Source organism: Myroides odoratimimus (assembly GCF_030326305.1).
GTDB lineage: Bacteria > Bacteroidota > Bacteroidia > Flavobacteriales > Flavobacteriaceae > Flavobacterium > Flavobacterium odoratimimum_A.
On the sequence record NZ_JACAKB010000001.1, the window covers coordinates 157027 to 181067 of the forward strand.

Sequence of the window (24041 nt, forward strand, 5' to 3'; positions counted from 1 at the left end):
CTTCAAAAATTGTAATCAATATTTTTTGCTTACATAAAAGTGCTGTTTTTTGTAGTCAAACTGATTTGTATGAAAGTAGTGAACTTTTGGCGTTTTTTTAAATTGTGTAATTAAATGGCCTAAAAAAGAAATATATATACTGTTTGCTCTTTTAGCTTTTTTTGTAATACACTAAGGTTATATACCTTTTTATATTTGCTTTATTTTGCGGGTATCTTGTTCGGTTTGAGGTATAGTTTTTATTTAAGGTAACATAATTATTGTTAGGTTCTTGTATTGATTAGTATAGTTTTAAGAAATTCTAGAAATGCCCGATTCTAACTAAGAATTGAAATTGCTTAAAATCAAGCTTTTTTTATTTGATGGTTATTTGATACAAACCTAGTTTTAAAAGTTAAACTGCTTAAAATCAGTTGTTTTTTTATTTGATGGTTATTTGATAAAGGGGATTTTTAGCTTCTAAGTAAAATTCATTTGAGTTAAATACAAAAGTGAAAACTAGAGTAATTAAGAATATATAAAAAAACAAAGACACCTATAAGGTGCCTTCGTCTGCAAAGGAGTAGTAACTCTCTTCGGTTATAATTAAGTGATCTAAAAGATTAATATCAAGTATCTTACTTGCTTCTTTTATTTTTCTTGTAATTTGTCTATCAGCATCACTTGGATCTAACTTTCCAGATGGATGATTGTGAATAATTATAAAAGCTGTAGCATTAGCCTTTAGTAAAGCTGAGAAAATAATTCTTAAATCTACTATTGTTGCGGTTATTCCTCCCGTTGAAGCTTCTAATACTCCAAGTACTTTATTGTTGTTAGAAAGCATAAGAACTTTAAACTGTTCTAATAATTCAATCTTATTACCATCCCAAGCCTTTAATGCTATTTGATATGCACTATAAGAAGATGTAATTTGAGGTCTCTGTGAAGCCTTTACTTTTGATTTGTAAATTAATTCTACTTCTGAAGCGATAAGCCAATCTTTGTTTAAAACTGTAGTTTCCATAATATTAAATTTTTAAATTAATTATGGAGCCACAGTTGGTAATGGCTTAGCAAGCGCAAGAAACGGGCGCAATAAAGCGAAGACTTTAGTCAAGCATTTATGGGGGTTTTCTTGCTAGCGAACCGCGAGGCATTGCCTAACTTTGTGTAATTATTAATAAAAAATAAAACTAAAAATCAATGTACTATAAAGGCTTTTTTGTGTTATTTTCAGAAGAAATTTTCCACTTTTTATATACCTCAAAGTTCTTTGGATTCTCTTTAAAGAACTGATTCAGATACATTAATTCAAGATTCGATTTCTTATTATTTTCTATTAACTGATTATAATCAGAGTAATGAATTGATTTTTTAATCGCAACGTAAATTGATAAACCACTTGTGAGTAAAAGAAAAATATTAAGGGCTATGATGTAGAACATCTTCTTATGACTAATAGCCCTATATACTTTTAAAAGGTCTTCTTTAGTATCATAAAGTGTGGACTGAAATGCAGTGAAATCATCTTGTAATCTTTGTCTATTATTTGACTCAATTTTGTGTAATTCAGACACATTTACTTTTACTTCAATATTATTTATCCTGTTTGAAAGCTGAGTTTGCAGAGTAATATTTTGCTTGAGTTTTTCTTGCAAGTGAACTACCTGCTGAAATAGTAACTCAGTGAGTTCTGTGAGTGTAGGTTGTTTCTTTGTCATAGTTAAAGATTTTATGTTTGTGTTTGTTTTCGTTTTTTCTTTTTAGTTATATCAGGCATATAATCCTCATAGTAATTTCCATAAGCGTTTAAAAAACTAAATAGACTTACTGTATTTGTATTCCAATTTTCAAAACAGATTTGTTTGTCTTGGTCTTTATATAGTACAGTATGAAATAAATCATTATTTGGTTTTGGTATGTTATTTTCAAAGAGTTCATTCAGTTTTAAATTCCGATCAACCTCACTTGCTTTTAGGTTCGTGTTGGTTGGTAAATGAATAAATCTATAGCCTTGAATATTACCTTGTTTGTTTACAGTTGGTTTTACTTCTATTTGATGTGCTAGCATCATATTGATGTACTGATCTAAGTTTTTAGGACGCTCTTTTAAAACAAAATAATGAGCCTTTTTTATTATTTCAGCTGTCTGTTTCTGATTAGTTTTTAAAAGCTCTTTTCTATTTATATTTTCTTGTCTTATTGAAGTCCAATTGTATTTTAGGGCTATTTCGTGAGCGATACTCTGTGCTTGAAATCCGATATAGTTATCTTTTAGTGCTTTTCCATTCTCATCAATACGGTTAATCAAAATGTGAATGTGTTTGTGCTCTTTTTCAGTATGTAAGTAAGCGATGTATTGCGCGCCTTTGGGATCTAATTTTAAACCAACTAAAAAATCTTTTACGAGACTTTCTAAATCTTGGTCTGTCATTTTTCTACTATCTTCAATAGTAGGAGATATAACAACGGAGATTGTATTGTTTTTACAGCGAGTGTTTTGATTTTGTAGAATCTGCATGGTTTGATACATATCTTTCGGAGTTTCCCCCGAAAGATTGTTTCTAGCAAGTTCATAGCCTTTATTTGGATTGATTACATAATTAAAAAGTGCTGCTCCTCCAATACATGTTTTTGCTTTAGCTATCATATTACTTTAGTTTTTCAAGGTGAGCTCTAATTAAGTTTGCTGTTTCAATGGTGGATTCTTTTACCTTAGTGGTATCTCCAAGTTTAAAAAGGTTACCTATTCTTCTAAAGTTATCAGCAAATTTGTTTAGTAGTTTGTAAGTTTCAATTTCATCTTGAGTTAGTTTATAACTTACAGAATATCCCAGGGCAGTACTTCGTAAATATTCAGAAACGCTACAACCAATTTTCTTTGCTTTGTTTTTTATAAGCAGAGATTCAGTAAGGGTAACTCTAAATTCTATCTTGTGTTCTCTTTTCATCGTCTTACCAATTTTGCGACCTTCGGGAGAAAAACGAGTGGTCTTTGTTCCGGTTCAAATTTTCAATTTGTAAGGACAAAGACACATCTCGATGATTCTCACGTCAGTTTATCGCGGTTAATACTCAGTAAATAATCATTGACATCCTTGTAATCTTTATATTTAGCTCTTGCATCTTTTGTAATTAATGGAAATGCTGCAATTAATTTCTCAGTTGCTTTATCTCCAGCAGTATCATTGTCAAAACAAGCAACTATGGTTTTATATTTAGATTCAAATGTTTCTGAATCGTCTAAGGTTTTATATAAAAACTTGTTCGAGGATTGAATAAGGGTACTTTCTAAAGTGTTAACGGAGTTTAAAATGATGTAATCAAACCTATGTTCTAAATTAGGTTTAAGAGTTATAAAGGATAAAAAGTCGATAAAGGCTTCAAATAAAAATACGGTAGATGAATCATTATTTATATAGGTAGGATACTTGGAGCCAAAGCACATTTGAACATATTTGTTTCTGAGTTCTACTCCACCAAGTTCATTTTGAAAGCCTATTGCATAATAAGCTTTATCTTTAAGGATATAATGTATTTCCTTACAATACCTTTGAGTTGTTTTAATGCATAAGCCTCTTTGCTTGCTGTAATATATAAGGTATTTATTTCTCAGAGGTTTAATGGCTGTAATCTCATAATCTTTCTCATCTTGATTAACCTGTGGATTAAAAAGTTGCTGGTGAACAGAAAAAGAATTGTTTGCTAAGATTTTTAGAGCTTCTTTTATATCACATTTGTAATATAGCATTACAAAGTCAATTACATTTCCTTTATATGTACTATCACCAAAGTCATAGAATACATTTTTAGTTACACTAACACTAAACGAAGGGGTGTTTTCTGCTCTAAAAGGAGAATGGTACCAGGCTTGTTTATCATTGATTTTAGTTGGTTTTATACCAAGGCTATCTAAAATAGAAATAATCGATATGTTTTTTGCTTCTTGAATATTCATAATTTGGGTTGTTTAATTGTATGTTATTGATTTATAGTGTTTAAAGTAATATCTGTATGTCATTTAGTTGTCATCTGATCATCTGATCATAATTGTACTAATAGTGAATTACTTTCTTTAGATGAGCGCAGATGAATCGTAGATGACAATCAGTTTATGATTTATTAATACTTAAGTTATTGGTAAATAGTTTATTAGTTATTTATTTCATCTGTCATCTGATTTAAAAGTGTTTCTTTTGAAATCCTGTAATATTTACCCTTGTGAATAGTCCGTTTTAAAGTACTATCCTCTATCTTGACTCGTTCATAATTATTTGAGTTAGTTGATCTAACTAAAGCTATGTTTTCAAGTATTGTTTGTATCTCTCTCATTGTGATATTATGACCTCTGTTATAATAATTCAGAAGAGCATTAATATCAGAAGGAGTGGTGTCTATTTGATCCATATCAAATTCATTGAAAATAATATCAAGTATATCAAGCACCAGGTTTTTGTTTTGAAGATCTACATCGTGTTTTAGTTTATGTAAGGCTTCTGTGTGTAGAGTCTCTGGAGTAAACCACATTCGGGTTTTCTTTTCAGTCGTGAAAGGAACTCTATAGAGATAGTTTAAGAAAATAGGAATCTCCTGAATGAGTTTGGTGAAAAATTCAGTAGATCTCTTTCTTATCGGAGGGACTTTAATAACCCAAAACCTTGTTTCTTCTTTATCTATCTTTAGAAAATTATGCTCGTGATTACTTGTCATGATAATCTTAAGAAAAGACTTCTGCTCAACTTTTTCTTGGCCTTTGTATTCAATTGATTGATACATAGCCGTTGAAATGTATTTGATTGCTTCAACAATATCTTTGTTCTCAGATTTTACTTCTTCTATTAATAAGAGAAGTTTACTATCCATCTCACTATTGAATTTTTCTGTAAATGCATTTGCCTTTACAAAAACAGCATTTTTATCAAAGATTTCTTTTATCCAATTTAAAAATGTGGTTTTTCCTGTTTCACGATTCCTAGATACAAGCACTATAATTGGCAATATTTGTTCTGGATAGAATAATAGAATTTTAAAATAATCTATTGCAAGTAGATATTGATTTCCAAAGATGTGTTGTAGAAAATAATAAGTAATAGGTATCTGTTCTTTAAGTGAATTTAATGAAAGTTCAGAAGTAGTGTCAATGTTATATAGAATAGGAGAGTAGGAATTAAAGTAATCTCCTATAAAATGAGTGTAATGAATGTGATTAGGTTCACATTTATAACCAAAGAATTTAGGTAACTCTTTGATGATATCCTTTCCAAAGTCAGTGATGATTTCAGACTTTCTCCACAGTTTACGTTCAACAATGATTTCTTTACCGTTGACGTTCTTCTTTCTTATCGCATAGTACTCTGTTCCTATTCGAATATATTCTGTTGCAGTTGTATTCATATCAAAAAATTTTCAGAAAGAAGTAGTTATATTTACTACTGTTTTCTTTTGTTATAGAAATAGTTATTTAAGCATTGATAGTAGGGCTATCAATGCTTTTATTTTTTTAACTGTTTTGAAAATTGTGATAGAACTTCTTGGTCGGTAAAGACTCTATATTGTTTAATCCACTCAACTATCTCAAGGCGGTCAAAGAATAAGGTGCCATTGGTAGGTTTGTGATGAGGGATTAAGTTTTTAGAAGTTAACTTATGAATAGTACTGTCTGAAAAGCCAGTATAAGCCATCAAATCTTTAATAGTAAAGATTTCTTTTTGAAACTGATTACCTTTAGTAATCATTAGCTTGATCTCGTTAAGCTCTTGAATGATTTTTAGCGTTGTCATAATAAATGTTTTTTGAATTATGACGCTAAACTATTGCAATGAAGCTACTTGAAATGGTTGTTTGTCAGTTAACTGACATTTAATTTTAGTCTTAGGACAGTTTTTTAGATAACTGACTTTTTACATTTTCTAAGATTTTAGCATAAGTTTCTTTATGAGCATTTGTAATTAACTTTCTGCCCTTTTTATTTATTGAATCATAGTTTATAGCTGAATAATCTTCTACAGTTGCATATTTAAAGTAGCGACAACTTTCTTTTAGTGTGGTTTTGTGTAAAGTAAATAAATGTACAAATGGTATAAAGAAAGCTTCTAAGAACATGGCACAATGTTGAGACTGAAGTTCTAACTTAATAGAAGAATCAGGATTATCTGTTTTTTTACTAATACAAGATTCTATAACTCTTTTAAAATCTTCCATTGTTGTGTCATCATTAATAACTTCTTTCTTTAATTCATACAAAGTTTCTTTAATGATAGCCTGATGTGCTGTGCTAAAAACAAATACATTGTCATTCTTTTGCTCCTGTTTCTTTTTAGAAGGAGTAGTGATATTAATTGTAATTGTTTTTTTAGAAGGAGGTATTAGTAGATACTCTTTGGAATTTTTAAATGATTTAAAAGATTCTTTATATATCAAACTTAGGTGACTGATTAAAAATATGTTCTGCCCTTTGTGAAAATTAATTGCAGCACTTAATAATAATATAGAGTAAATCAATGCTGTTAAAGGCAAAAGGATATACCATTTAGATATACTATAAAAATATGGTAATTGAAAAGTGGATGTTACCAGGGATATTATTGGTAATAATGCGGCAATTATGTAAGTGAACTTCTTGGAAAGAGTTACAGAGCTTAGCTTTTCAAGCTTCTGGTGAAAGAAAAAAAACGGAGTTTCAATAATAGTATTCATAGTGTCTTGTTGTTGGTTAGTAATAAAAGTACTAAAAATATAACTAACTGCAAGAAAATGAAAACTTTACTATCTTTATAGGGTAAAACAAATTGTTGTACTTTTGTTGTACTGATGAAAAAAAAGGTGAAAAAAGGGCAAAAAAAAGCACCTATTTTACAATAGATGCTTCTCTGAAATTTTAGTGGTCCCACCTGGGCTCGAACCAGGGACTTACTGATTATGAGTCAGTTACTCTAACCAACTGAGTTATAGGACCGCTCATTTTGAGCGAAAAATTTCGTGGTGGTCCCACCTGGGCTCGAACCAGGGACTTGCTGATTATGAGTCAGCTACTCTAACCAGCTGAGTTATAGGACCAGTTAAAACGTGTTTAACGGGTGCAATATTATGGTTTTTTATTGGTTCATGCAAGAGTTTTAAAAGAAATTATTTAATTTCTTGACATAATTCTATAAGCACCCCATTGGTTGTTTTTGGGTGTAAAAAGGCAACTAATTTATTATCAGCTCCTTTTTTAGGAATTTCGTTTAATAACGTGAATCCTTCTGTTGCTAATCTTTTCATCTCAGCTTCTATATCTTCTACATCAAAAGCGATATGATGGATGCCTTCTCCTTTTTTTTCTAAGAATTTGGCGATAGGGCTATCAGGGTTAGTTGCTTCTAATAGCTCTATTTTATTAGGGCCATTCATAAAGAAAGAAGTTTTTACGCCTTCGCTTTCTACAGCTTCTTCCTTATAAGCTGGAGCACCGAATAGTTTTTCGAATAAGGCATTAGAGGCTTCTAAGTCTTTTACAGCTATTCCGATGTGTTCTATTTTTCGCATTTCTTAGTGTTTTGGGTTATATAAACAAAGATAAAAAAGTTTGCTATTCAAAAAATTGTATTTTTGCATCATGGAAACTAATAGACAAAAGAAGATGGGAGCCTTATTGCAAAAAGATATCGTGGATATCTTGCAAGGTGAGGTGCGTAAGAACGGGATAACTAACTTAGTTATTTCGGTTTCTAAAGTGAATATAACAAGTGATTTATCAGTAGCGAGAGTGTACTTAAGTATCTTCCCTATCGATAAAGGTGAAGAGCTACTAAAAGGAATAAAATCTAATGCTCCGTTAATTAAACACGAATTAGCACAGCGAGTAAAACACCAAATGAGAAAGGTGCCAGACTTACTGTTCTACGTGGATGATAGCTTAGAGTATATCGATCAAATCGACAAAGCGCTTACGGGTGACGAAAACCCTATCGCTAATCCTGATTTATTAGAAAAGAGAAAGAAAAAATAGATTGAAGTTTTCCCTATACATAGCGAAACGTTATGCCTTTAGTAAAAGTAAGAGTAAGGCAATTAATGTTATTACGACAATATCTTCTGTAGGTATTGTAGTGAGTGCTATGGCTATGTTTATCGTGTTATCGGTATTCAGTGGGTTAAAAGCGTATAGTCTTTCTTTCGTTGATGATTTAGATCCAGATTTAAAAGTTTTTACCCCAAAGGGTAAAAGCTTTGTAGTCGAGGACAGACAGATTCTGGATTTAGAAGAGTCAGGTTATTTTAAGGGTATAGCTAAGGTAGTAGAGGATCGCTTGTTATTTTCGTTTAAGGATAAGCAGGCAGTCTCTATGATTAAAGGGATTGACTCTAACTTCGTTAATGTGACTGACTTTGACGAAAAGGTAGAGTATGGTAGTTGGCTAGAACCTGATACGGATGATGCAGTAGTGGGAGTGGGTATGTCTCACTTATTATCTATGGGACTGTTCGATACTGAGAATGCCTTTGAGGCGTTGGCTTTAAAACCTGGTAAAGGAACTATCGAAAATCCTGAAGATGCTTTTATAAAGAGGCATTTAAACCCTACAGGTGTATATGTCTTAGGTAACGATGATCTGGATAATAAGTATGTGTTCGTCGATATAGATAATGCACGTGCACTACTGAATATACCTACTACTGAGGTGACTAATCTAGAACTGGCTATCGCTGAGGGAGTGTCTGAAGGTAAAGCTGTTCAGAAGATTAAGGAGGTACTCGGTGAAGAGTATATCGTAAAGAATAAAACACAGCTAAACGATGGGTTGTACCGTATGTTGAATATGGAGAATCTAGTTGTTTATCTGATATTCGTATTGGTGGTGATCATGGCTCTGTTTACATTAGTAGGGTCTATGATTATGATCATTCTTGAAAAACAGCCTAATATTAAAACGCTGAACCAAATAGGTGTGCCTGTGAGTGATCTGCGCAAGATATTTTTATTCCAAGGATTGATTATCTGTGTGTTAGGGAGTGTGATAGGATTGGTATTGGGGGCTATTGTGGTCTCATTACAAGTTGCTTTTGGGTTTATTTCTATCCGAGAAGGACTTGCTTATCCAGTTGCTTTTAACTGGATAAATATCTTCGTTGTATTAATATCTATTATTGTGCTAGGATTGTTAGCCTCTCTTGTCTCTTCGTCAAGAGTAAATAATAGTTATTTAAAATTATAATTTATTAGCCTTCATCTTTAGAAGGAAATTGTTTGTTCGAAAGTTTTTCGAACGGTTTTTGTAAATTCTTTACTTATTTGTTGATTTAATTAGTGTTGTAACTTTTTGATAGCCCGTAGGTAAGCTGTTCTAAAGTTGCGATATGTGTACTTTATAATTAACTTCTATTACTTATTGTGAGTATTTTTATGAAAGAGTCTTTTTTTCTTTTTTTTCTGTTATTTTTAAGTAAAAAGCGTGTTTTTTTGAAATATTGGTAGTATTTTAATTAACTGTTTGGGGGTGGTATGTGTGTGATTTAGGAATTTATTATTTCATGTATTAATTGCCATTTTCCTACATTTGCTATAAAATGAAAAAGAACTAAAAAAATCAGCTTGTTTACAAGGTAGTTATGAAACAGTTTACTATGGAATATTTAAATTACGTTAGAGAATTTGCAAATGACAGTATGTCTATTACAGCACATGCTGAAGAGTTTTTAAATAAGAATGATTACAGCAATCCACATGAGTGGTATAAAGCGCATGCGATCTGTATGCTGGCTGAACAAATCGGGAAGAATAATGAGGTGCTGGAGAAGCTGTATGATCAGCTGAATGAAGACTCTAACTGTCTTCATAGTAGTATGAGCCTTAGTGATGAGGATTATGCAGACTGGTTTACAGATGTGAAAGCACTGAATGACATATTTATAGATAGGGGATATAAGCATGCTTATGCTTATCAATACGAATTATTCATTAACTCTAGATACGGATTTAGAGATGAAGAAAGAGCTGTAGGCTATCTAAAGAAAGGTGTGGAATTAGGAGATGACTTGTGTAAATGTTATGTAGGGTATGCTATGTATTATGGTACACAAGGGTATGAGAAAGATGAAGAGGGAGCAGTAGCACTTCTAAAAACTGCCGTAGATGGAGAGAGAGCAAATATCGCTAATCTATTTTTGTTAAACATCGAGTTTAGAGGATGTGCTTCAGGTGAGGAAGGTAAAGCTGTGGTAGAGAAGTTCTCTGAACTAATCAATGTGAAGAAAAGAGGGCTTTATATCTTAGCTGATTACTATCTAAGAGAAGATGATAACGTTAGTGCTGAAGCTGCTTTAAAAGATGGTATTGCGAATAATAGTGCTTACTGCAAGTACTTGTTAGGAATGATGGCGTGTAATGGTCGTTTTGAAGAATTAGGCTATACAGAAGAGCAAGGTAGAGAGTTACTAGCAGATGCTTATGACTATGGTATCACACATGCAGGATATGTACTAGGGTATTCTTACTTCTATCCTAGAACAGAAGGACTAGAAGCTAAGCAAGAAGAGGGTATTGAAATGTTCAAGAAATCTATTGCTTACTATTCTAGTGAGGCTACACTAGAGCTAGCTATTATCTACTTGTATAATAAAGAGTTTAAAGATATCGCTAAAGGGATGGAGTTTTTAGACAGAGGAGTAGAGTATAAATACGATAGAGCAATGTCTGAAAAAGGCTTTGTCTTATTAGATTTCGAAGAGGTAGAACGCGATGTAGAAGGAGGAAAAGCACTGTTAGAGCAAGCTATGGCAGCAGGTAATGATTATGCTCCTTATCGATTAGGACTAGCGTATCAGAATGCTGAGTTTGAAGAAGAGGCAGATTATGAAAAGGCGTTATATTTATTTGAGTTAGCAGCTGAGCGAAATAACTTATCAGGATTAGAATTAGCTGGTCGTTATCACCGTTTTGGGTATGCTGGAGAACCTAATCTAGATAAAGCAGTTAGCTACTACCAAAGAGGGATAGAATATTTTAACTCTAATTACTGTAAGGTAGAACTAGCAATGCTATTAGAGAGAGGAGAAGGTATAGAGCAGGATGTAGCTGAGGCAGCTCGCTTATATGAGGATGCGCTGAATGAAGGATATACTTATGCGGCTATTCGTCTAGGGTTTATCTATGAAGAAGGTAGTGTAGGAGAACCTGATTATGCTAAAGCAAGGGCTCACTTCGAGTTAGCTGCAGAACAAGATATGGCAGAAGGTGTATATCACTTAGCTCGCTGTTATAGATATGGTACTGGAGGTGAAGAGAACCAAGAGAAATCATTTGAGTTATTTTCTAAAGCACTAGAATTAGGTTTTATAGACGCTAATGTTGATATCGCTCTATTCTATGAAGAAGGTATTAATGGTGGAGAGCCTGATTATGAAAAGGCTTTTGAATATATGATAGTTGGTGCAGAGGCAGGGTTTAGCTATGCACAGTATAAAGTAGGAGTTTATTACTCTTATGGGTATCTAGCAGAAACAAATGTAGAACTAGGTAAAGAGTGGTTTGAGAAATCAGTAGAGAGTGGTTCTCCTCTAGGGATGTTGTCACTAGGAGACTATTATCTATATGGATATGGAGAAGAGAAGGAATATGATAAAGCCTTTGAATACTATATCGCAGCAGAAGAGAGAAACTATATTTCTGAAGGACTTGGTATTTGTTACCAATTCGGATTAGGAGTAGAGGTGGATGAAACTAAGGCATTCCACTACTATAAATTGGCTGCTGATAGACAGTATGATGCTGCTATTTTCCGCTTAGGATTGTGTTACTTCTATGGCAATGGAACCGAGAGAGATCTAGTAGAAGCATTCCATTACTTAAAGCAAGTGGCTGATAGAGGTAATATGGATGCCGCTAGTTATGTAGGGTTAATGTTAGTGAAAGGTGATGGTGCAGAGAAAGATTCTGAATATGGTGTGAGTTATTTGATTCAAGCTGCAGAAGCAGGTTTTGATATGGCACAGTATGAGTTAGCTAACTGTTATTTAAAAGGAGAAGGAGTTCCTCAGAGTGATGACTCTGCTATGGAATGGTATCAACAGGCTGCAGAGAATGGCAATGAAGATGCACAGAAGATAGTAGGAGGTCCTCGTAAAAGAAGAAGATAATGGAAAATCAGAAACAGTTTCAGTTTCAAGTGAATATGAAGGGCATGATAGAGCTGTTGTCAGAGCATATATATAGCTCTCCAACAGTATTCGTCAGAGAACTTCTACAGAATGGTATGGATGCGGTGACAGTCCGAAAAGGCATCGATGAAAGCTTTAAGGGAAAGATCAATATTACCTTTGAAGGAGATCGTTTAATCTTTCAAGATAATGGAGTAGGACTTACACAAGATGATGTGCATCAGTTCTTATCTGTTATTGGGCAAAGCTCTAAGCGTGGAGAATTAGCTGATAAAGACTTAATCGGTAAGTTTGGTATTGGGTTGTTGTCATGTTTAGTAGTGAGTGAGGCTATTGTTGTAGAATCGCGTTCGCTCTATAAAGACGAGTCTGTAAGATGGACGGGTAAAGCGGACGGTACATATGAAGTAGAAACGATCCCTTTATTAGATGAAGTAGGTACTAAGGTAATCTTAGATGCAAAGAAAGCTTGGCGTAGTCTGTTTAAGCGTGATGAGGTGAAACAGAATGTGCTGTTTTATGGTAGTGCATTACCTATAGAAGTGAACCTAATCGAAAAGGGAGAGGTAGAGCAATGCTTAGATGGTAATCCTGTATGGTTAGATAACGAAAGTTCAAAAGAACAGTTATTAGACTATGGTAAGGAAGTGTTTAAGACGAAGTTCTTAGATGTGTTTAGACTATATTCTGAAGCAGGTGAGATACAAGGAGTAGCTTATATTATCCCGAATAAGGTGAATACTACAGCTACCAAAGAGCATAAAATCTTTTTGAAAAAGATGTATCTATGCGATCAGGCTACTAATCTGTTGCCTGAGTGGACTTCTTTTGTGCGTTGTATTTTTAATTCGAATGCGTTACAACCTACGGCTTCTAGAGAGTCATTAATGAATAATGCGGTCTTACAAGAATCTAAAAAGGAGCTGAGTGAGTGTTTTAAAGATTACTTAAAGACGCTTTCTATTACTAGTCCTGAGATTCTAGAGAAGATTATTAGTATTCACCATATGTTTATTAAGGCATTGGCTGCATCTGATAACGAGATTATGACTATGTTCGAAGATTACCTTCCTTTTGAGACGAATCAGGGAATGATGGCTTTCGGAGAAATTAAAGAGATGTATAAAAATATATATTATACTCCATCTCTAGATGATTATAGACAAATACGTCGTATAGCAGGCTCTCAGAATAAGTTAGTGATTAATGCAGCGTATAGCTATGAGACGGATCTGATAGAGAAGCTTAAACGCTCTCATACAGAGTTAAAGCTAGAACGTATCGCGCCTAATGATATTCTAGAGGAATTCGAAGATGCCATAGAAGATAGTAAGCGTATAGAGCACTTTATAGAAAAAGCGAATAAAATATTAAAAAGACATTTCTGTAGAGCAGAGGTAAAAAGATTTGAGCCAAAAGATACGACAGCGATTTACATTGCTAATGAGGATGCTCTGACTTCTAAAAATATTCAGAGTTTGTCTCAAACGTCAAATCCTTTTGCAAGTACTTTACAGCATTTTAAAAAGAAAGAGGAGGTAATGCCTACGCTGTGTTTTAATCAACAGAGTGAGTTGGTAGAGAAAGTAATGCTTATCGATGATGATGAGTTGTTCGAAGCTTTAATCAATGTGCTTTATGTACAGGCTCTTATGCTAGGAGGTTATACTATTAATAAAAGAGAGATGGATACTTTCAACGATGCTTTATATCAGTTTATGATCTTAGGGATGTCTAATTTCTTACCTAAATTTTAAGTATGTATCGGTTAGAAATACAAAAGCTGTTATTGGCTATTGATGAAAATATAGATGATCAGGAACTGTGTTTAAGTTTCATTCGTCAAGGTATTCAGATTGCTGATAAACACAATGATCTCGATTGGGGAGTGGAGTTGCGTTATAGTTTAATACACGAAGAACGTGCTACTTCTGGATGTACAGAAAGTGTACTGGCTTTTGCATGGATTTTAGATGTATGTGATCGCTATCCTGAGCGTTTTCACGAGTCAGAGTTCTTGTTAGAGTACGAGTGGATGCTGTGCTCTGCATATAGTAATGCATCACTGTCTACAGAACAGATTCTAGCAGTAGCAGATGACCTGTATGCAAGATTAGAGCGTAATCATATCAGCAAGCGTGGGTACTACTTCACTATGGCAGAGTATGTCCAAAACATAGGAGATTATACGAAAGGTGAAGAATATATCAAACTAGCGATGCAAGAGCCTTATGACGATGAGAATATAGAAATAATGGAATATGATTATCGCATAGAGAATTTAGTTTTAATGGGGAGATTTGATGAGGCTATTGTATTAATGGAGCAAGTAGAATTAAAGAAATTAAGTGATTTTGCTTTACCTTTTGAGACTTATTGTGCGATGGCTTATTGTATGGCAAAAGAAGAGGATGTAAGAGCATCTATTTACTTAGAAAAGGCAAAGGCTTCTTTTGAAACGTTAAGAGAAGTAAATAGCTCCATGTTATACAGTATGACACGTCTAATGTATGCTATGTATTTATTGAAGGATGGTATGATGTGGTCTACCTTTGAGCGTATTGCTGATTGGGAAATAGATGCAGAAGATGATTTACAGTATATGTTGAGTAGACATGCTGCTTTGATTTGTGCTCAAGGAGGAGTGAAGGCATTAACTTTATCTCCTAGACTGTCTTATTATGAATCTGATGGAATGTATGATTTGGCACAGTTATATAAGTATTATGATAATATAGCTAACAGATTAGCGCTACAGTTTGACTTGCGTAATGGCTCAGATTTTTGTTCTAAGGAATACAAAGAATTAAAAATGATGAATGGAATAAAAATATAGTTAATGAATTATAATCTAGAAATACAGAAGATATTATTAAAGGTAGAAGAATTACCTAGTTTTAGTGATAAAGTAAAGGCATTAAAAGAAGCTATTGCTCTTGCCGATAAACATAATGATTTAGATTGGGGGTTTGATTTAAGATTAACCTTGATTCAGAAAGAGAGAAATACCTCTAAGTGTGAAGAGAGTTTTCCTGCATTTGCATGGATACTTAATGCGAGTGATTCTAATGAGGATTACTTCGATGAATCAGAGTTTTTATGGGAGTATAAGTGGATGTTCTGTTCTGCTTACCGCAATGCTTCTATTTCTTTAGAGCAAATTAAAGAAATAGGAGATGACTTAAGAAGACGTCTTAAAAAGAACGGATATAGTGATAGAGCATATTATAATGTAATGACTGGATATGCACTACATCTAAGAGATTATAAGTTAGCACAAGAGTATATTCGCTTGGCTGATGAAGAGATCTTAGACGATATGGCTAACTGCCCTGCTTGTGAATTAGATACTAAAGTAGAGACTTTATTAGACTTAGGTCATATAGATGAGTCATTAGTAAAGGCACAAGACTTGATTAATAAGAAGTTGACCTGTTATTCAATGCCTTTCCAAACCTTTTGTAGTTTTGCTAATAAGTTATATGATGCTGGTGATGATAGAGCTTCTATCTACTTCGATAAAGCATTAGAAGAATATCACGCACATGATCAATACGATAGTTCTGTAGGATACTCTATGGGACAGTTAGTGTCTTATATGGCAAAAACAAAGCATCCTGAGATGTGGAGCTTCTTCTCTCGTATCTGTGAGTGGCAGTTAGGGGCTGAAGATATACATATCTATAACTTTGCTAAAGCAATGGCTCCGTTGATGCAAGGAGGAGGTGAAGTAACATTAAGCTTATCTCCACTATTGCCTTACTATCAAGAGTCGGGTGTGTATAAGCTATCTGATTTGTATACTTACTTTAAGGATACGGCTTATGATTATGCTAATAGATTCGATCAACGTAATCACAATACCAATTTTAAACAAGAAGTAGATAAGGCATTAAACTAAACGTGCTTATTGACTTTAGATATTTACAGCAAGACTTCAGAGTATAAGGTCTTGCTTTTTTTATATAAAAAAAAGCCACTCTTTTTGGGAGTGGCTGTATCGTTAGAATAGACTAATCTGTCCGTCTTGTTCAGCTTTGACTATTTTCTTTTCTTTTTTCTTCTCTTTCTTTTCTTTTTGTTCACTAGGCTCAACCTCGATCATTTCTACATCAAATATTTCTATTTGCATAACATCTTGACTATATGGGATGTCTTCTTCTTCAGTAAGTAGCGTATTCATTTCTTGTTCTGACTGTGACGAGATGATAGGTTCGTGATTGATAAGATCTTGTTCATCTACATTAATACCTGTTTTAGCAATATTAAATAACTCATTGTATTTAGGGTCACTGAAGGTTACTTGTTCTGCTGTATTCTTTTTTTCTAAAGGCGGTGCAGGGTCTTCTGTAGTAATTCTCTCCCAATCTAACTTAGGTTGGCTTTCTGGTATGTTTGTCATGAATAAGTCTTCCTCAGTGCTGTAGATCGTTTCTTGAGTAGGGAATGTTTCAGATGTAGTATTAGATTCCTCTGTAGAAACTATTGTTTCTTCTGTCACATCCATCTCGCTCTTTTGACATGAAGTTTGGTCTAAAGGGAGCTCGTTATCAGGGATTACTTCTTCCTCTACAGAAGGAGTAAACAACTCTTCTAACGTATGAGGCAAAGTAGATACTGTCTCATGAGACACTTCTTCATTTGGAGTATCTATTTCTTCTTCGTGATCACTAAAGGCATCTGTCATATCAAATAGGATAGGTATTTCTACTTGATTAGGATCTACTGTATGTGTGTCTTCTGTACCTTCTAGTACTAAGATTCTCTCTGGCTTAGACTCAGTAATCTCAATAGAATTATCTTCTACTAAGTCTTCGTCTATAATAGTGATATCTTCTTCTTTGGCGAAGATATCTAGCTTATTATGTAGTTCAGAGATAAGTCTTTTTATCTTTTTGATATGTAGGTTATCACTGAATAATTCTTTTTCGTGAACAGCTTCTAGAAGCTTATACATAGAGTACGCTTCATGGTATTTCAATACTAATGAATGCTTTTTATTATGATCAAGAATAGAAACTTGTTTCTGTATTGTTTTTGCTTTATCTTCTAACTTATTGATTAAATCTTCTTTGATGCTTATTAGTAATGCGTCTGTGACATTCTCTACAATATAGTCATCCGTATGCTTAACCATTTTGATGACTGTAAGCAATACGTCATTATTTAATTTAAGTTGAATTTTTGCAATCATTTTATTCGTGAAAAAGGCTTGTTTATTTACGTTCAAGAAAGTTCACAAAATAATGAAAAATTATTGTAAGTGCTACGTATTTAGGGGAAAATATTATTAATTAGAGCGGGTTAAGACGATTTATAGACTAGAATAAATAGTTGTTTTTGTAATGAATTGATTTGTTTGGTTTTATGTTTTTGTAAAGCTCTTTTTTTCTTGAGTTATCTAATGAAATTATTGATATAAATGAAGATATATAAAATTGTTATTCAAAGGATTGCTTCTAACCCTATGTTTATTGGGTAAAAGAAGTCGCATTACGTGGTTTAATGGTTTTTTATCAGTAACTTTAATAAGTGAAACAAGGCAAACACCTTGCTTCATATAGACAGAACTAATAATATTAAAAATAGTAAGATATGAAGATTGCTTTTTTTTCTACGCAACCTTATGATGTAACATTCTTTGATAAGGAGAATAAACAATTTGGCTTTGAATTAGAATACTTTGAAACAGGTTTGGATGAACAAACAGTAAATGTGATTACAGAAGGGACTGATGTGGTATGTGTATTCGTAAATGATAAAGTAGATGCTGAGGTGATTAGTAATCTAGCGAAGAAAGATGTTAAATATATCGCGCTTCGCTGTGCAGGGTTTAATAATGTAGACTTGGATGCTGCTCATAAACATAATATACGAGTTTGTCGTGTACCTGCGTATTCTCCAGAAGCAGTAGCAGAGCATACGCTAGCTATGTTATTTACTATTAATAGAAAGATTCACAAGGCGTATAACCGCGTTAGAGAACAGAATTTCTCTTTAAATGGATTGTTAGGAACGAATATCTATAAAAAGACGGTGGGTATTATAGGAACAGGTAATATTGGTGCAGTTTTTTGTCGTATGATGAAAGCTTTAGGTACTGAAGTGCTAGCTTATGATATTTATAAAAATGAACAATTAGAAGCTGAAGGGATTCGTTATGTAGAATTAGAAGAGCTATTTACGAAGTCTGATATTATTTCACTACACTGTCCGCTTACACCAGATACGATGCATCTGATTAATGAAGATACGATTAGTAAAATGAAAGATGGAGTAATGCTGATTAATACGAGTAGAGGTAAACTGATCGATACACACGCTATTATACAAGGGCTTAGAGCAAAGAAAATAGGTGCTTTGGGAATAGATGTATACGAGCAAGAAGAGAAGGTATTCTTTAGAGATTTATCAGGAACAATATTAGAGGATGAACGTTTACAATTATTAACTTCATTCCCAAATGTATTAGTAACTGCTCATCAGGCTTTCTTTACAGATGAAGCGCTGACTCAGATAGCTTTTATTACATTAGATAACCTAAAACAACTTAAAACGAATAATGAGATAGTAGGTAGAAATGCTGAACTATAACTGATTTATTTTTGAGATTTTATGTAAGACAAGTAGGGTAATTAGATTACTCTACTTGTTTTTTTTTATATAATATCCATATCTTTAAATGTTAATAGAAGAGTTATCATGCGAAGATTTCCAGAAGACATATCATTTAAATATCCTTGGCGTTCTTATCAGGCACGTGTTCTAGATAACCTAGAATACCATTTAGATAATCATAAATTACACGTTATAGCGCCTCCTGGCTCTGGTAAGACAGTTTTAGGGTTAGAGGTCATGTTAAGAATAAATAAACCTACGCTAATTCTAGCTCCAAGTATTGCTATTAAACAGCAATGGATAGATCGTTTCTGTGAACTTTTTCTGCAAGTAGAAACTAAGCCAGATTGGATATCGACTGATATATATAACCCTTCATTTGTGACAGTTTGTACTTACCAAGGGCTATATGCTGCTTTTAATAATACGATAGAAAAGGAAGAAGAAGAGGAGTTTGATACAGAAGAAGATTCTATTGAAAATAAGAGTAGTAATAAGGAGCAACAATCTAAAATAATCAAAGTCTTAAAGAAGAAGGGAGTCAAAACTATTATAGCTGATGAAGCTCATCATTTAAAAAACGCTTGGTGGACAGCTATTACAGCTTTAGTTGATGAGATAGACCCTAAAGTAGTAGGGCTTACAGCAACGCCTCCTTATGATGTGTCAATGGCAGAATGGAGAAGATATATCGCCCTAAACGGTGAGGTAGATGAAGAGATATCTGTGCCTGAATTAGTAAAGGATTATGACTTATGTCCACATCAGGATTTTATTTATTTTAATGTTCCTGCTAGTAATGAGCGAGAGGCACTTCTCAAAAGTAGAAATAAAGTATATGAGTTATATCAAAAGCTTATAGAGGAGCGGGCGATGCTGGAGGAGTTAAGTAGTAGTCAACTATTAATAGATCCAGAAAACCATTTGAATTGGATATATGATAATACAGAGCACTTCTTTGCTTGCTTAGTTTATATCCATCATTTTGATGTTGAATTAGCAAAGAGTAAGCTGTATATCCTTGGGAATACTGATATAGAAATACCTCCACTGAATTTTGTGTGGATGGAGAAGGTTATACAGTTTTATTCAGCTAAAGGGAGTGGCTTTTTCGAGAACGAAGAAGAGCATAAAGAAGAAGTAACTAAGCTCTTTAATCGATTGCGTCACTATGGCGCAATGAACCAAGGACAAGTCCAATTTAGTAATAATACCAAACAGAATGACTTATTGACCTCTAGTGTGAATAAGTTAGAGAGTATTCATGAGATTATAAAGCTAGAATATTCAATGCTTCAGTCTTCTTTGCGTTTAGTCGTTTTGGCTGACTTTATCTATAAAGAGTATCATGTAAGTACAGCTATAAATGACATAGAAATAAGTAAGTTAGGAGTCTTGCCTATATTCGAATATCTTAGGCGTACACCTATCAGTACAGAGCTGAAGATGGGGGTATTATCAGGTACATTAGTAATCATTCCTATTATAGCAGTACCTTTACTATTAGAGTTGTCTATTACGGCTGTTGGTAAAGAGATTATCTGTAAACCTATTGTTTATGATTCTAATTATGTTGAGGTTGTTGTAAGCGACTCTACTAGGCATCAAGTTGTTGCTTTAATAACACAGCTTTTTGAAAAAGGAGAGATAGAAGTGTTAATTGGTACTAAGGCTTTACTAGGAGAAGGATGGGATGCACCATCTATTAATTCTCTTATTTTAGCGAGTTATGTAGGTTCTTTTGTAATGTCTAATCAGATGAGAGGACGCGCTATTAGAAGCTTAAAAAATGATCCTAACAAAACTTCTAATATATGGCATTTGGTTAGTATTGATCCTTATGTGGAAAATGGAGGAACAGATATTTCTTTTTTAACAAGACGCTTTAGAGGTTTTGTTGGTGTGTCTAATGATGCTGTATTAGAAGATGTAGAGATATCTAATGGAACAAGTAGATTGAGATTACCTTTACATTTGGACTCTATAGAAGCAATCAAAGAACAAAATGACAGAAGCTTTTTATTAGCTAGACAACGTGATTTACTACATAAAAGATGGCAAATAGGAATAGCGAAAGGGACTTCTTTAATTAATGCTATAGAGGCTCCTTTTATTGAGCGCAATAAGAGAGAGACGGCTAGCGAAGTTGAGTCTCTTTATACTCGTAAAACCATAGAGGCCTCTATATTTTCTTTAGTAGGGGTAGTCTCATTATATTTTTTCAATCAAATATTTGATCTAATATGGACTTCCTTGATTAGTGGTGGTCTTACGATGAAGAGGATTATTTGGGTTTTAGTAAATGGAGGTATATTCGGTTTTATTTTTAAGTTTGGTAAACAAGGTATTAAAACACTCAAAATAGCGAGAAGCTATAGAGATGTAAGCCATGATTTGTTTCCTATTGCAAGAACTTTGTTGAAAACATTATGTCACTTCGGTCTAATCAAAACAGAATATAAGAGTTTTACTATTATAGGTAATGTTAGTTTTGTAGGAGAAGTAAACTTCGCATTAAAAGGAGGAAGTATTATAGAGCGTAAGTTATTTATCAAGAGTTTAAAAGAAATACTTAGCCCAGTAGAGAATCCTCGTTATGTGATAGAACGCAAATCTTTTGTTGCCTTTTATGGAACGTCTTCAGATTATCACGCAGTACCAGAATGTATCGGAGTGAATCAGAAAAGAGTGCAGTACTTTGAAGCTGAATGGAAAGCATCAGTAGGGAAGTGTAATATTATTTATACCCGAACTCCTGAAGGAAGAAAAGAGCTGTTGCGCACTAGATTATTAGCTGTAGCTAACCTATTATCTGATCGGCCTATTTTAGAAGAAGATGTATGGAAATAAATATCCCCTTACTGATAGGTAAGGGGATGATAAGTAATAATTGTTCTAACTAACTCAATTCACTTAATTACTTCTGTTTTTATCTTCGAAATTTGCTTCTTTTATTGCTTTTTTGTTCTTAGAGTTGCCGAATGTATAGGATGCACTTATACTGAATCTACGAGAGTTCCAAGAGTTCTTGAAAGACTGTACATTGTCTTTGTAATAAGAAGTACCATTGCTCTTACCAGTATTGAAGATGTCCTGTATATTCATATTAATATTCAGTTTTTTGTCAAGTAAAGCTAGCTTAGCCCCAAATGAGAGTGAGCTATATGAGCTGTATCTTGTATTGTCTTCTTTATGTGGTATTTGGTGATACCAGTTAAGTAATAGTTTTAAGGTCTTTGCGTTATTCACAGAGAATGTGTTCTGTGAATAGTAATCAAATAAGTTCCCTTTTAACCCTACTTGTGTTGCTTCTTCATTTCTGTAATACGGAGATGACATTATGTATTCTAATCCTGAATTTGTCTCCCACCAGGCTGTTAACGCATTGTTATAAGAGATGTCCATACCATAGTTATCACTGTTAAGCATATTGTATGTAGAACTCATAAATACACCATCTACATACTTATTCATATAATCAAACTGATCAGTCATATGGTAGTAATTAAGATTAACAGATAATGCACCATTATATACATAACTTAATTCGTAGTTGTTTGTATAAGAAGGATTAAGTTCAGGATTACCTTGATGATATGTATAACTGTTAGAATAATACTTAAACGGATTTAAGACATTAGAGTATGGTCTATTAATACGCTTAGAGTAATTAAAACTAAATGAGTGTGTCTCATTAGGCGTGAATGATACGTACGCTGTAGGGAACCACTTACCATAAGACTTTGTGAATTTCTCATTATTATCTACTTGATGACCTTTTGCCTCTGTTTGCTCATAGCGCATTCCACCTTTTACACTCCACTTATCCGTTAGCTGTTTAGTAAAACTTAGGTATGCAGCATAGTTATCTTCAGTGTAGTTAAATCGATTGCTCTTTAGAGGATCTAATGTAGTATTGCCATTTTTAATATTGAAATAAGTTACTTGAGCTTTGTTGTCATAAGTAGTATACTTTGCTCCAAACTCTACTTCTGCCCAAGGCAAGTGATAAGTTAAATCCGCATTTAGACTATATACACTATACTTAAGCGTATTAGTATAGGTATTATATCTTCTAAGTACAGAGCTATTATCAAATTCTTTGATATCAAATGATTGGTCTGGCGAATTAGAGAAATAGTTAGCACCTACCGCTATTTTACTTCCTAATGTATCTAGTTTTTGATCAAAGAATAGATTAGCTGTATGATAGTTATTTTTAGTATAAGATCGGTTTACTGAATTAATAATAGAATCAGTTGCTGTAAAAGGATAACTTTTATAAGTAGAAGTTGTAAAGGCTCTAGGATCCCCAGAGAATTTAGTATAATTGTATGAACCTCCTATTACAGCATTGTCTGTTAGTTGATAGTTCGTAGTGATGCTCGCTCCTCTATTTTTATAAGAAGATTCATTTAAAGAGTTGTTGCCTAAGTACCTCTTATCATCTTGATAAGTGTTGTCGTTTGTATTGGCATTATTGCTATTATTGATATTGCCTTTAAGCATCACACTCCACTTCTTATTTTGATAATTTAAACTACCATTACTACCCCCAGAGTTGTAGTTGTTATGAGAATAATTAGAACTTACTGTTCCATATACTCCCATACGCTTGTTCTTTTTTAAGATAATATTGATAATACCTGCATTACCACTCGCTTCATATTTAGCAGAAGGAGTTGTGATTACTTCTATTTTTTCGATATCATCTGATCGCAGTGTACGCAGATAGTTTGTTAGTGCATCCCCTTGTAGTTCTAGCATTCTATCATCTACCATTATACGTACATTGTTTTTACCACTGATACTGATTTTGTCGTTTTGTACTTTGACCATTGGAGTAGTAGCTAGTGCTTCTAGTGCATCCATTCCTTGAGAAGCGATACTATTTGCTGTATTGTACACCAGTCTGTCTACTTTTCTCTCTACTAATCTTTTTTCAGCATGTAGAACGATTTCATCTAATTGTTGCTCATTTTTTACAGAGATGTTTTTCAGATCGATATCACTATGAACTGCTAGTTGTTGTTCATTTATTAATTGACCTAAGTGGAATATCTTAAGTACATAATCTCCTTGGGCAATATCCTCCATACTGAATAGACCTGTTTCGTCAGAGAAACTCTGTTTTACAAAAGTATCATTAGGTCGAAATAGTTGTATCTCTGCATAATCTACAGGTTTGTCAGATTGGTCTAGCACAGTCCCCTTGATAGAAGACTGTGCTAGTATGAATTGACTACATAGAATAGTTAAAAGTAATGTGAATAAATTTTTCATCGTTAGTTAGTTGTAGTAGG

19 protein-coding genes and 2 tRNA genes are annotated in these 24041 nt (G+C 33.4%); 8 read left to right on the top strand and 13 right to left on the bottom strand.

Features of this window, described 5'->3' with window-relative positions:
- Window positions 1-535: 535 nt before the first annotated feature.
- The 11 genes from HX049_RS00745 to mce form a co-directional block, all read right to left on the bottom strand.
- Window positions 536-1006, bottom strand: a complete 471-nt coding sequence (locus tag HX049_RS00745) for a JAB domain-containing protein (RefSeq protein ID WP_006260540.1) — start codon at window positions 1004-1006, stop codon at window positions 536-538.
- 184 nt (window positions 1007-1190) lie between these two features.
- A complete protein-coding gene (locus HX049_RS00750) occupies window positions 1191-1703 on the bottom strand; it encodes a hypothetical protein (RefSeq protein ID WP_286413414.1) in 513 nt (170 codons plus the stop codon).
- Window positions 1704-1714: 11 nt separating this feature from the next.
- Complete coding sequence (locus HX049_RS00755) at window positions 1715-2632, bottom strand: relaxase/mobilization nuclease domain-containing protein (protein ID WP_286413415.1); 918 nt, start codon at window positions 2630-2632, stop codon at window positions 1715-1717.
- A 1-nt stretch (window position 2633) separates the two neighbouring features.
- On the bottom strand, window positions 2634-2933 hold the full coding sequence (locus tag HX049_RS00760; RefSeq protein ID WP_006257449.1) for a plasmid mobilization protein: 300 nt from the start codon (window positions 2931-2933) through the stop codon (window positions 2634-2636).
- 98 nt (window positions 2934-3031) lie between these two features.
- Window positions 3032-3940, bottom strand: a complete 909-nt coding sequence (locus tag HX049_RS00765; protein ID WP_286413416.1) for a toprim domain-containing protein — start codon at window positions 3938-3940, stop codon at window positions 3032-3034.
- 194 nt (window positions 3941-4134) lie between these two features.
- Window positions 4135-5376, bottom strand: a complete 1242-nt coding sequence (locus HX049_RS00770) for a primase-helicase family protein (protein WP_006260545.1) — start codon at window positions 5374-5376, stop codon at window positions 4135-4137.
- A 98-nt stretch (window positions 5377-5474) separates the two neighbouring features.
- Window positions 5475-5762, bottom strand: coding sequence for a helix-turn-helix transcriptional regulator (locus HX049_RS00775; RefSeq protein ID WP_006260546.1), 288 nt, complete (start codon window positions 5760-5762; stop codon window positions 5475-5477).
- Window positions 5763-5853: 91 nt separating this feature from the next.
- Window positions 5854-6678, bottom strand: a complete 825-nt coding sequence (locus tag HX049_RS00780) for a hypothetical protein (protein WP_286413417.1) — start codon at window positions 6676-6678, stop codon at window positions 5854-5856.
- 185 nt (window positions 6679-6863) lie between these two features.
- Window positions 6864-6937: transfer RNA gene (locus HX049_RS00785), tRNA-Ile, on the bottom strand.
- 24 nt (window positions 6938-6961) lie between these two features.
- Window positions 6962-7038, bottom strand: a tRNA-Ile gene (locus HX049_RS00790).
- Between the two features lie 69 nt (window positions 7039-7107).
- Entirely contained in the window at window positions 7108-7509 is a 402-nt protein-coding gene (gene mce, locus HX049_RS00795; protein ID WP_286413418.1) for a methylmalonyl-CoA epimerase, read from the bottom strand.
- Window positions 7510-7579: 70 nt separating this feature from the next.
- On the opposite strand from mce, the gene rbfA reads away from it, so the two are divergent.
- The 6 genes from rbfA (at window position 7580) to HX049_RS00825 (ending at window position 16021) form a co-directional block, all read left to right on the top strand.
- Window positions 7580-7972, top strand: a complete 393-nt coding sequence (gene rbfA, locus HX049_RS00800; RefSeq protein WP_006257441.1) for a 30S ribosome-binding factor RbfA — start codon at window positions 7580-7582, stop codon at window positions 7970-7972.
- A gap of 1 nt (window position 7973) precedes the next feature.
- Window positions 7974-9179, top strand: coding sequence for an ABC transporter permease (locus tag HX049_RS00805; protein ID WP_286413419.1), 1206 nt, complete (start codon window positions 7974-7976; stop codon window positions 9177-9179).
- A gap of 394 nt (window positions 9180-9573) precedes the next feature.
- Window positions 9574-12099, top strand: coding sequence for an SEL1-like repeat protein (locus tag HX049_RS00810; RefSeq protein ID WP_286413420.1), 2526 nt, complete (start codon window positions 9574-9576; stop codon window positions 12097-12099).
- The gene (locus HX049_RS00815) at window positions 12099-13877 is read left to right on the top strand and encodes an HSP90 family protein (protein WP_286413421.1); all 1779 of its coding nucleotides are present in this window, start codon (window positions 12099-12101) and stop codon (window positions 13875-13877) included. The genes HX049_RS00810 and HX049_RS00815 overlap by 1 nt, the downstream gene beginning before the upstream one ends.
- A 2-nt stretch (window positions 13878-13879) precedes the next feature.
- A complete protein-coding gene (locus HX049_RS00820) occupies window positions 13880-14956 on the top strand; it encodes a hypothetical protein (RefSeq protein ID WP_286413422.1) in 1077 nt (358 codons plus the stop codon).
- Between the two features lie 3 nt (window positions 14957-14959).
- Window positions 14960-16021: a hypothetical protein gene (locus tag HX049_RS00825; RefSeq protein ID WP_286413423.1), complete on the top strand. Its 1062-nt coding sequence runs from the start codon at window positions 14960-14962 to the stop codon at window positions 16019-16021.
- Window positions 16022-16123: 102 nt separating this feature from the next.
- Here the strand turns inward: HX049_RS00825 and HX049_RS00830 are convergent, their stop codons facing one another.
- Complete coding sequence (locus HX049_RS00830; protein ID WP_286413424.1) at window positions 16124-17314, bottom strand: hypothetical protein; 1191 nt, start codon at window positions 17312-17314, stop codon at window positions 16124-16126.
- A gap of 401 nt (window positions 17315-17715) precedes the next feature.
- Between HX049_RS00830 and HX049_RS00835 the strand changes: the two genes are divergently transcribed.
- Entirely contained in the window at window positions 17716-18714 is a 999-nt protein-coding gene (locus tag HX049_RS00835) for a 2-hydroxyacid dehydrogenase (RefSeq protein WP_286413425.1), read from the top strand.
- A 108-nt stretch (window positions 18715-18822) separates the two neighbouring features.
- Window positions 18823-21588, top strand: a complete 2766-nt coding sequence (locus HX049_RS00840) for a DEAD/DEAH box helicase family protein (RefSeq protein ID WP_286413426.1) — start codon at window positions 18823-18825, stop codon at window positions 21586-21588.
- Window positions 21589-21651: 63 nt separating this feature from the next.
- On the opposite strand, the gene HX049_RS00845 is transcribed toward HX049_RS00840, so the two are convergent.
- Window positions 21652-24021 carry a TonB-dependent receptor gene (locus HX049_RS00845; protein WP_286413427.1) on the bottom strand — a complete coding sequence of 790 codons (2370 nt, stop codon included), beginning with the start codon at window positions 24019-24021 and terminating at the stop codon, window positions 21652-21654.
- Between the last annotated feature and the right edge of the window lie 20 nt (window positions 24022-24041).

Excerpts from the sequence above, each read along its gene's own strand:
- HX049_RS00840 (WP_286413426.1), top strand. The coding sequence starts at position 18,823 with ATGCGAAGATTTCCAGAAGACATATCATTTAAATATCCTTGGCGTTCT.
- rbfA (WP_006257441.1), top strand. The coding sequence starts at position 7,580 with ATGGAAACTAATAGACAAAAGAAGATGGGAGCCTTATTGCAAAAAGAT.
- mce (WP_286413418.1), bottom strand. The coding sequence starts at position 7,509 with ATGCGAAAAATAGAACACATCGGAATAGCTGTAAAAGACTTAGAAGCC.
- HX049_RS00780 (WP_286413417.1), bottom strand. The coding sequence starts at position 6,678 with ATGAATACTATTATTGAAACTCCGTTTTTTTTCTTTCACCAGAAGCTT.
- HX049_RS00830 (WP_286413424.1), bottom strand. The coding sequence starts at position 17,314 with ATGATTGCAAAAATTCAACTTAAATTAAATAATGACGTATTGCTTACA.
- HX049_RS00825 (WP_286413423.1), top strand. The coding sequence starts at position 14,960 with ATGAATTATAATCTAGAAATACAGAAGATATTATTAAAGGTAGAAGAA.
- HX049_RS00845 (WP_286413427.1), bottom strand. The coding sequence starts at position 24,021 with ATGAAAAATTTATTCACATTACTTTTAACTATTCTATGTAGTCAATTC.
- HX049_RS00775 (WP_006260546.1), bottom strand. The coding sequence starts at position 5,762 with ATGACAACGCTAAAAATCATTCAAGAGCTTAACGAGATCAAGCTAATG.
- HX049_RS00810 (WP_286413420.1), top strand. The coding sequence starts at position 9,574 with ATGAAACAGTTTACTATGGAATATTTAAATTACGTTAGAGAATTTGCA.
- HX049_RS00770 (WP_006260545.1), bottom strand. The coding sequence starts at position 5,376 with ATGAATACAACTGCAACAGAATATATTCGAATAGGAACAGAGTACTAT.
- HX049_RS00835 (WP_286413425.1), top strand. The coding sequence starts at position 17,716 with ATGAAGATTGCTTTTTTTTCTACGCAACCTTATGATGTAACATTCTTT.
- HX049_RS00815 (WP_286413421.1), top strand. The coding sequence starts at position 12,099 with ATGGAAAATCAGAAACAGTTTCAGTTTCAAGTGAATATGAAGGGCATG.
- HX049_RS00760 (WP_006257449.1), bottom strand. The coding sequence starts at position 2,933 with ATGAAAAGAGAACACAAGATAGAATTTAGAGTTACCCTTACTGAATCT.
- HX049_RS00745 (WP_006260540.1), bottom strand. The coding sequence starts at position 1,006 with ATGGAAACTACAGTTTTAAACAAAGATTGGCTTATCGCTTCAGAAGTA.
- HX049_RS00820 (WP_286413422.1), top strand. The coding sequence starts at position 13,880 with ATGTATCGGTTAGAAATACAAAAGCTGTTATTGGCTATTGATGAAAAT.
- HX049_RS00750 (WP_286413414.1), bottom strand. The coding sequence starts at position 1,703 with ATGACAAAGAAACAACCTACACTCACAGAACTCACTGAGTTACTATTT.
- HX049_RS00755 (WP_286413415.1), bottom strand. The coding sequence starts at position 2,632 with ATGATAGCTAAAGCAAAAACATGTATTGGAGGAGCAGCACTTTTTAAT.
- HX049_RS00765 (WP_286413416.1), bottom strand. The coding sequence starts at position 3,940 with ATGAATATTCAAGAAGCAAAAAACATATCGATTATTTCTATTTTAGAT.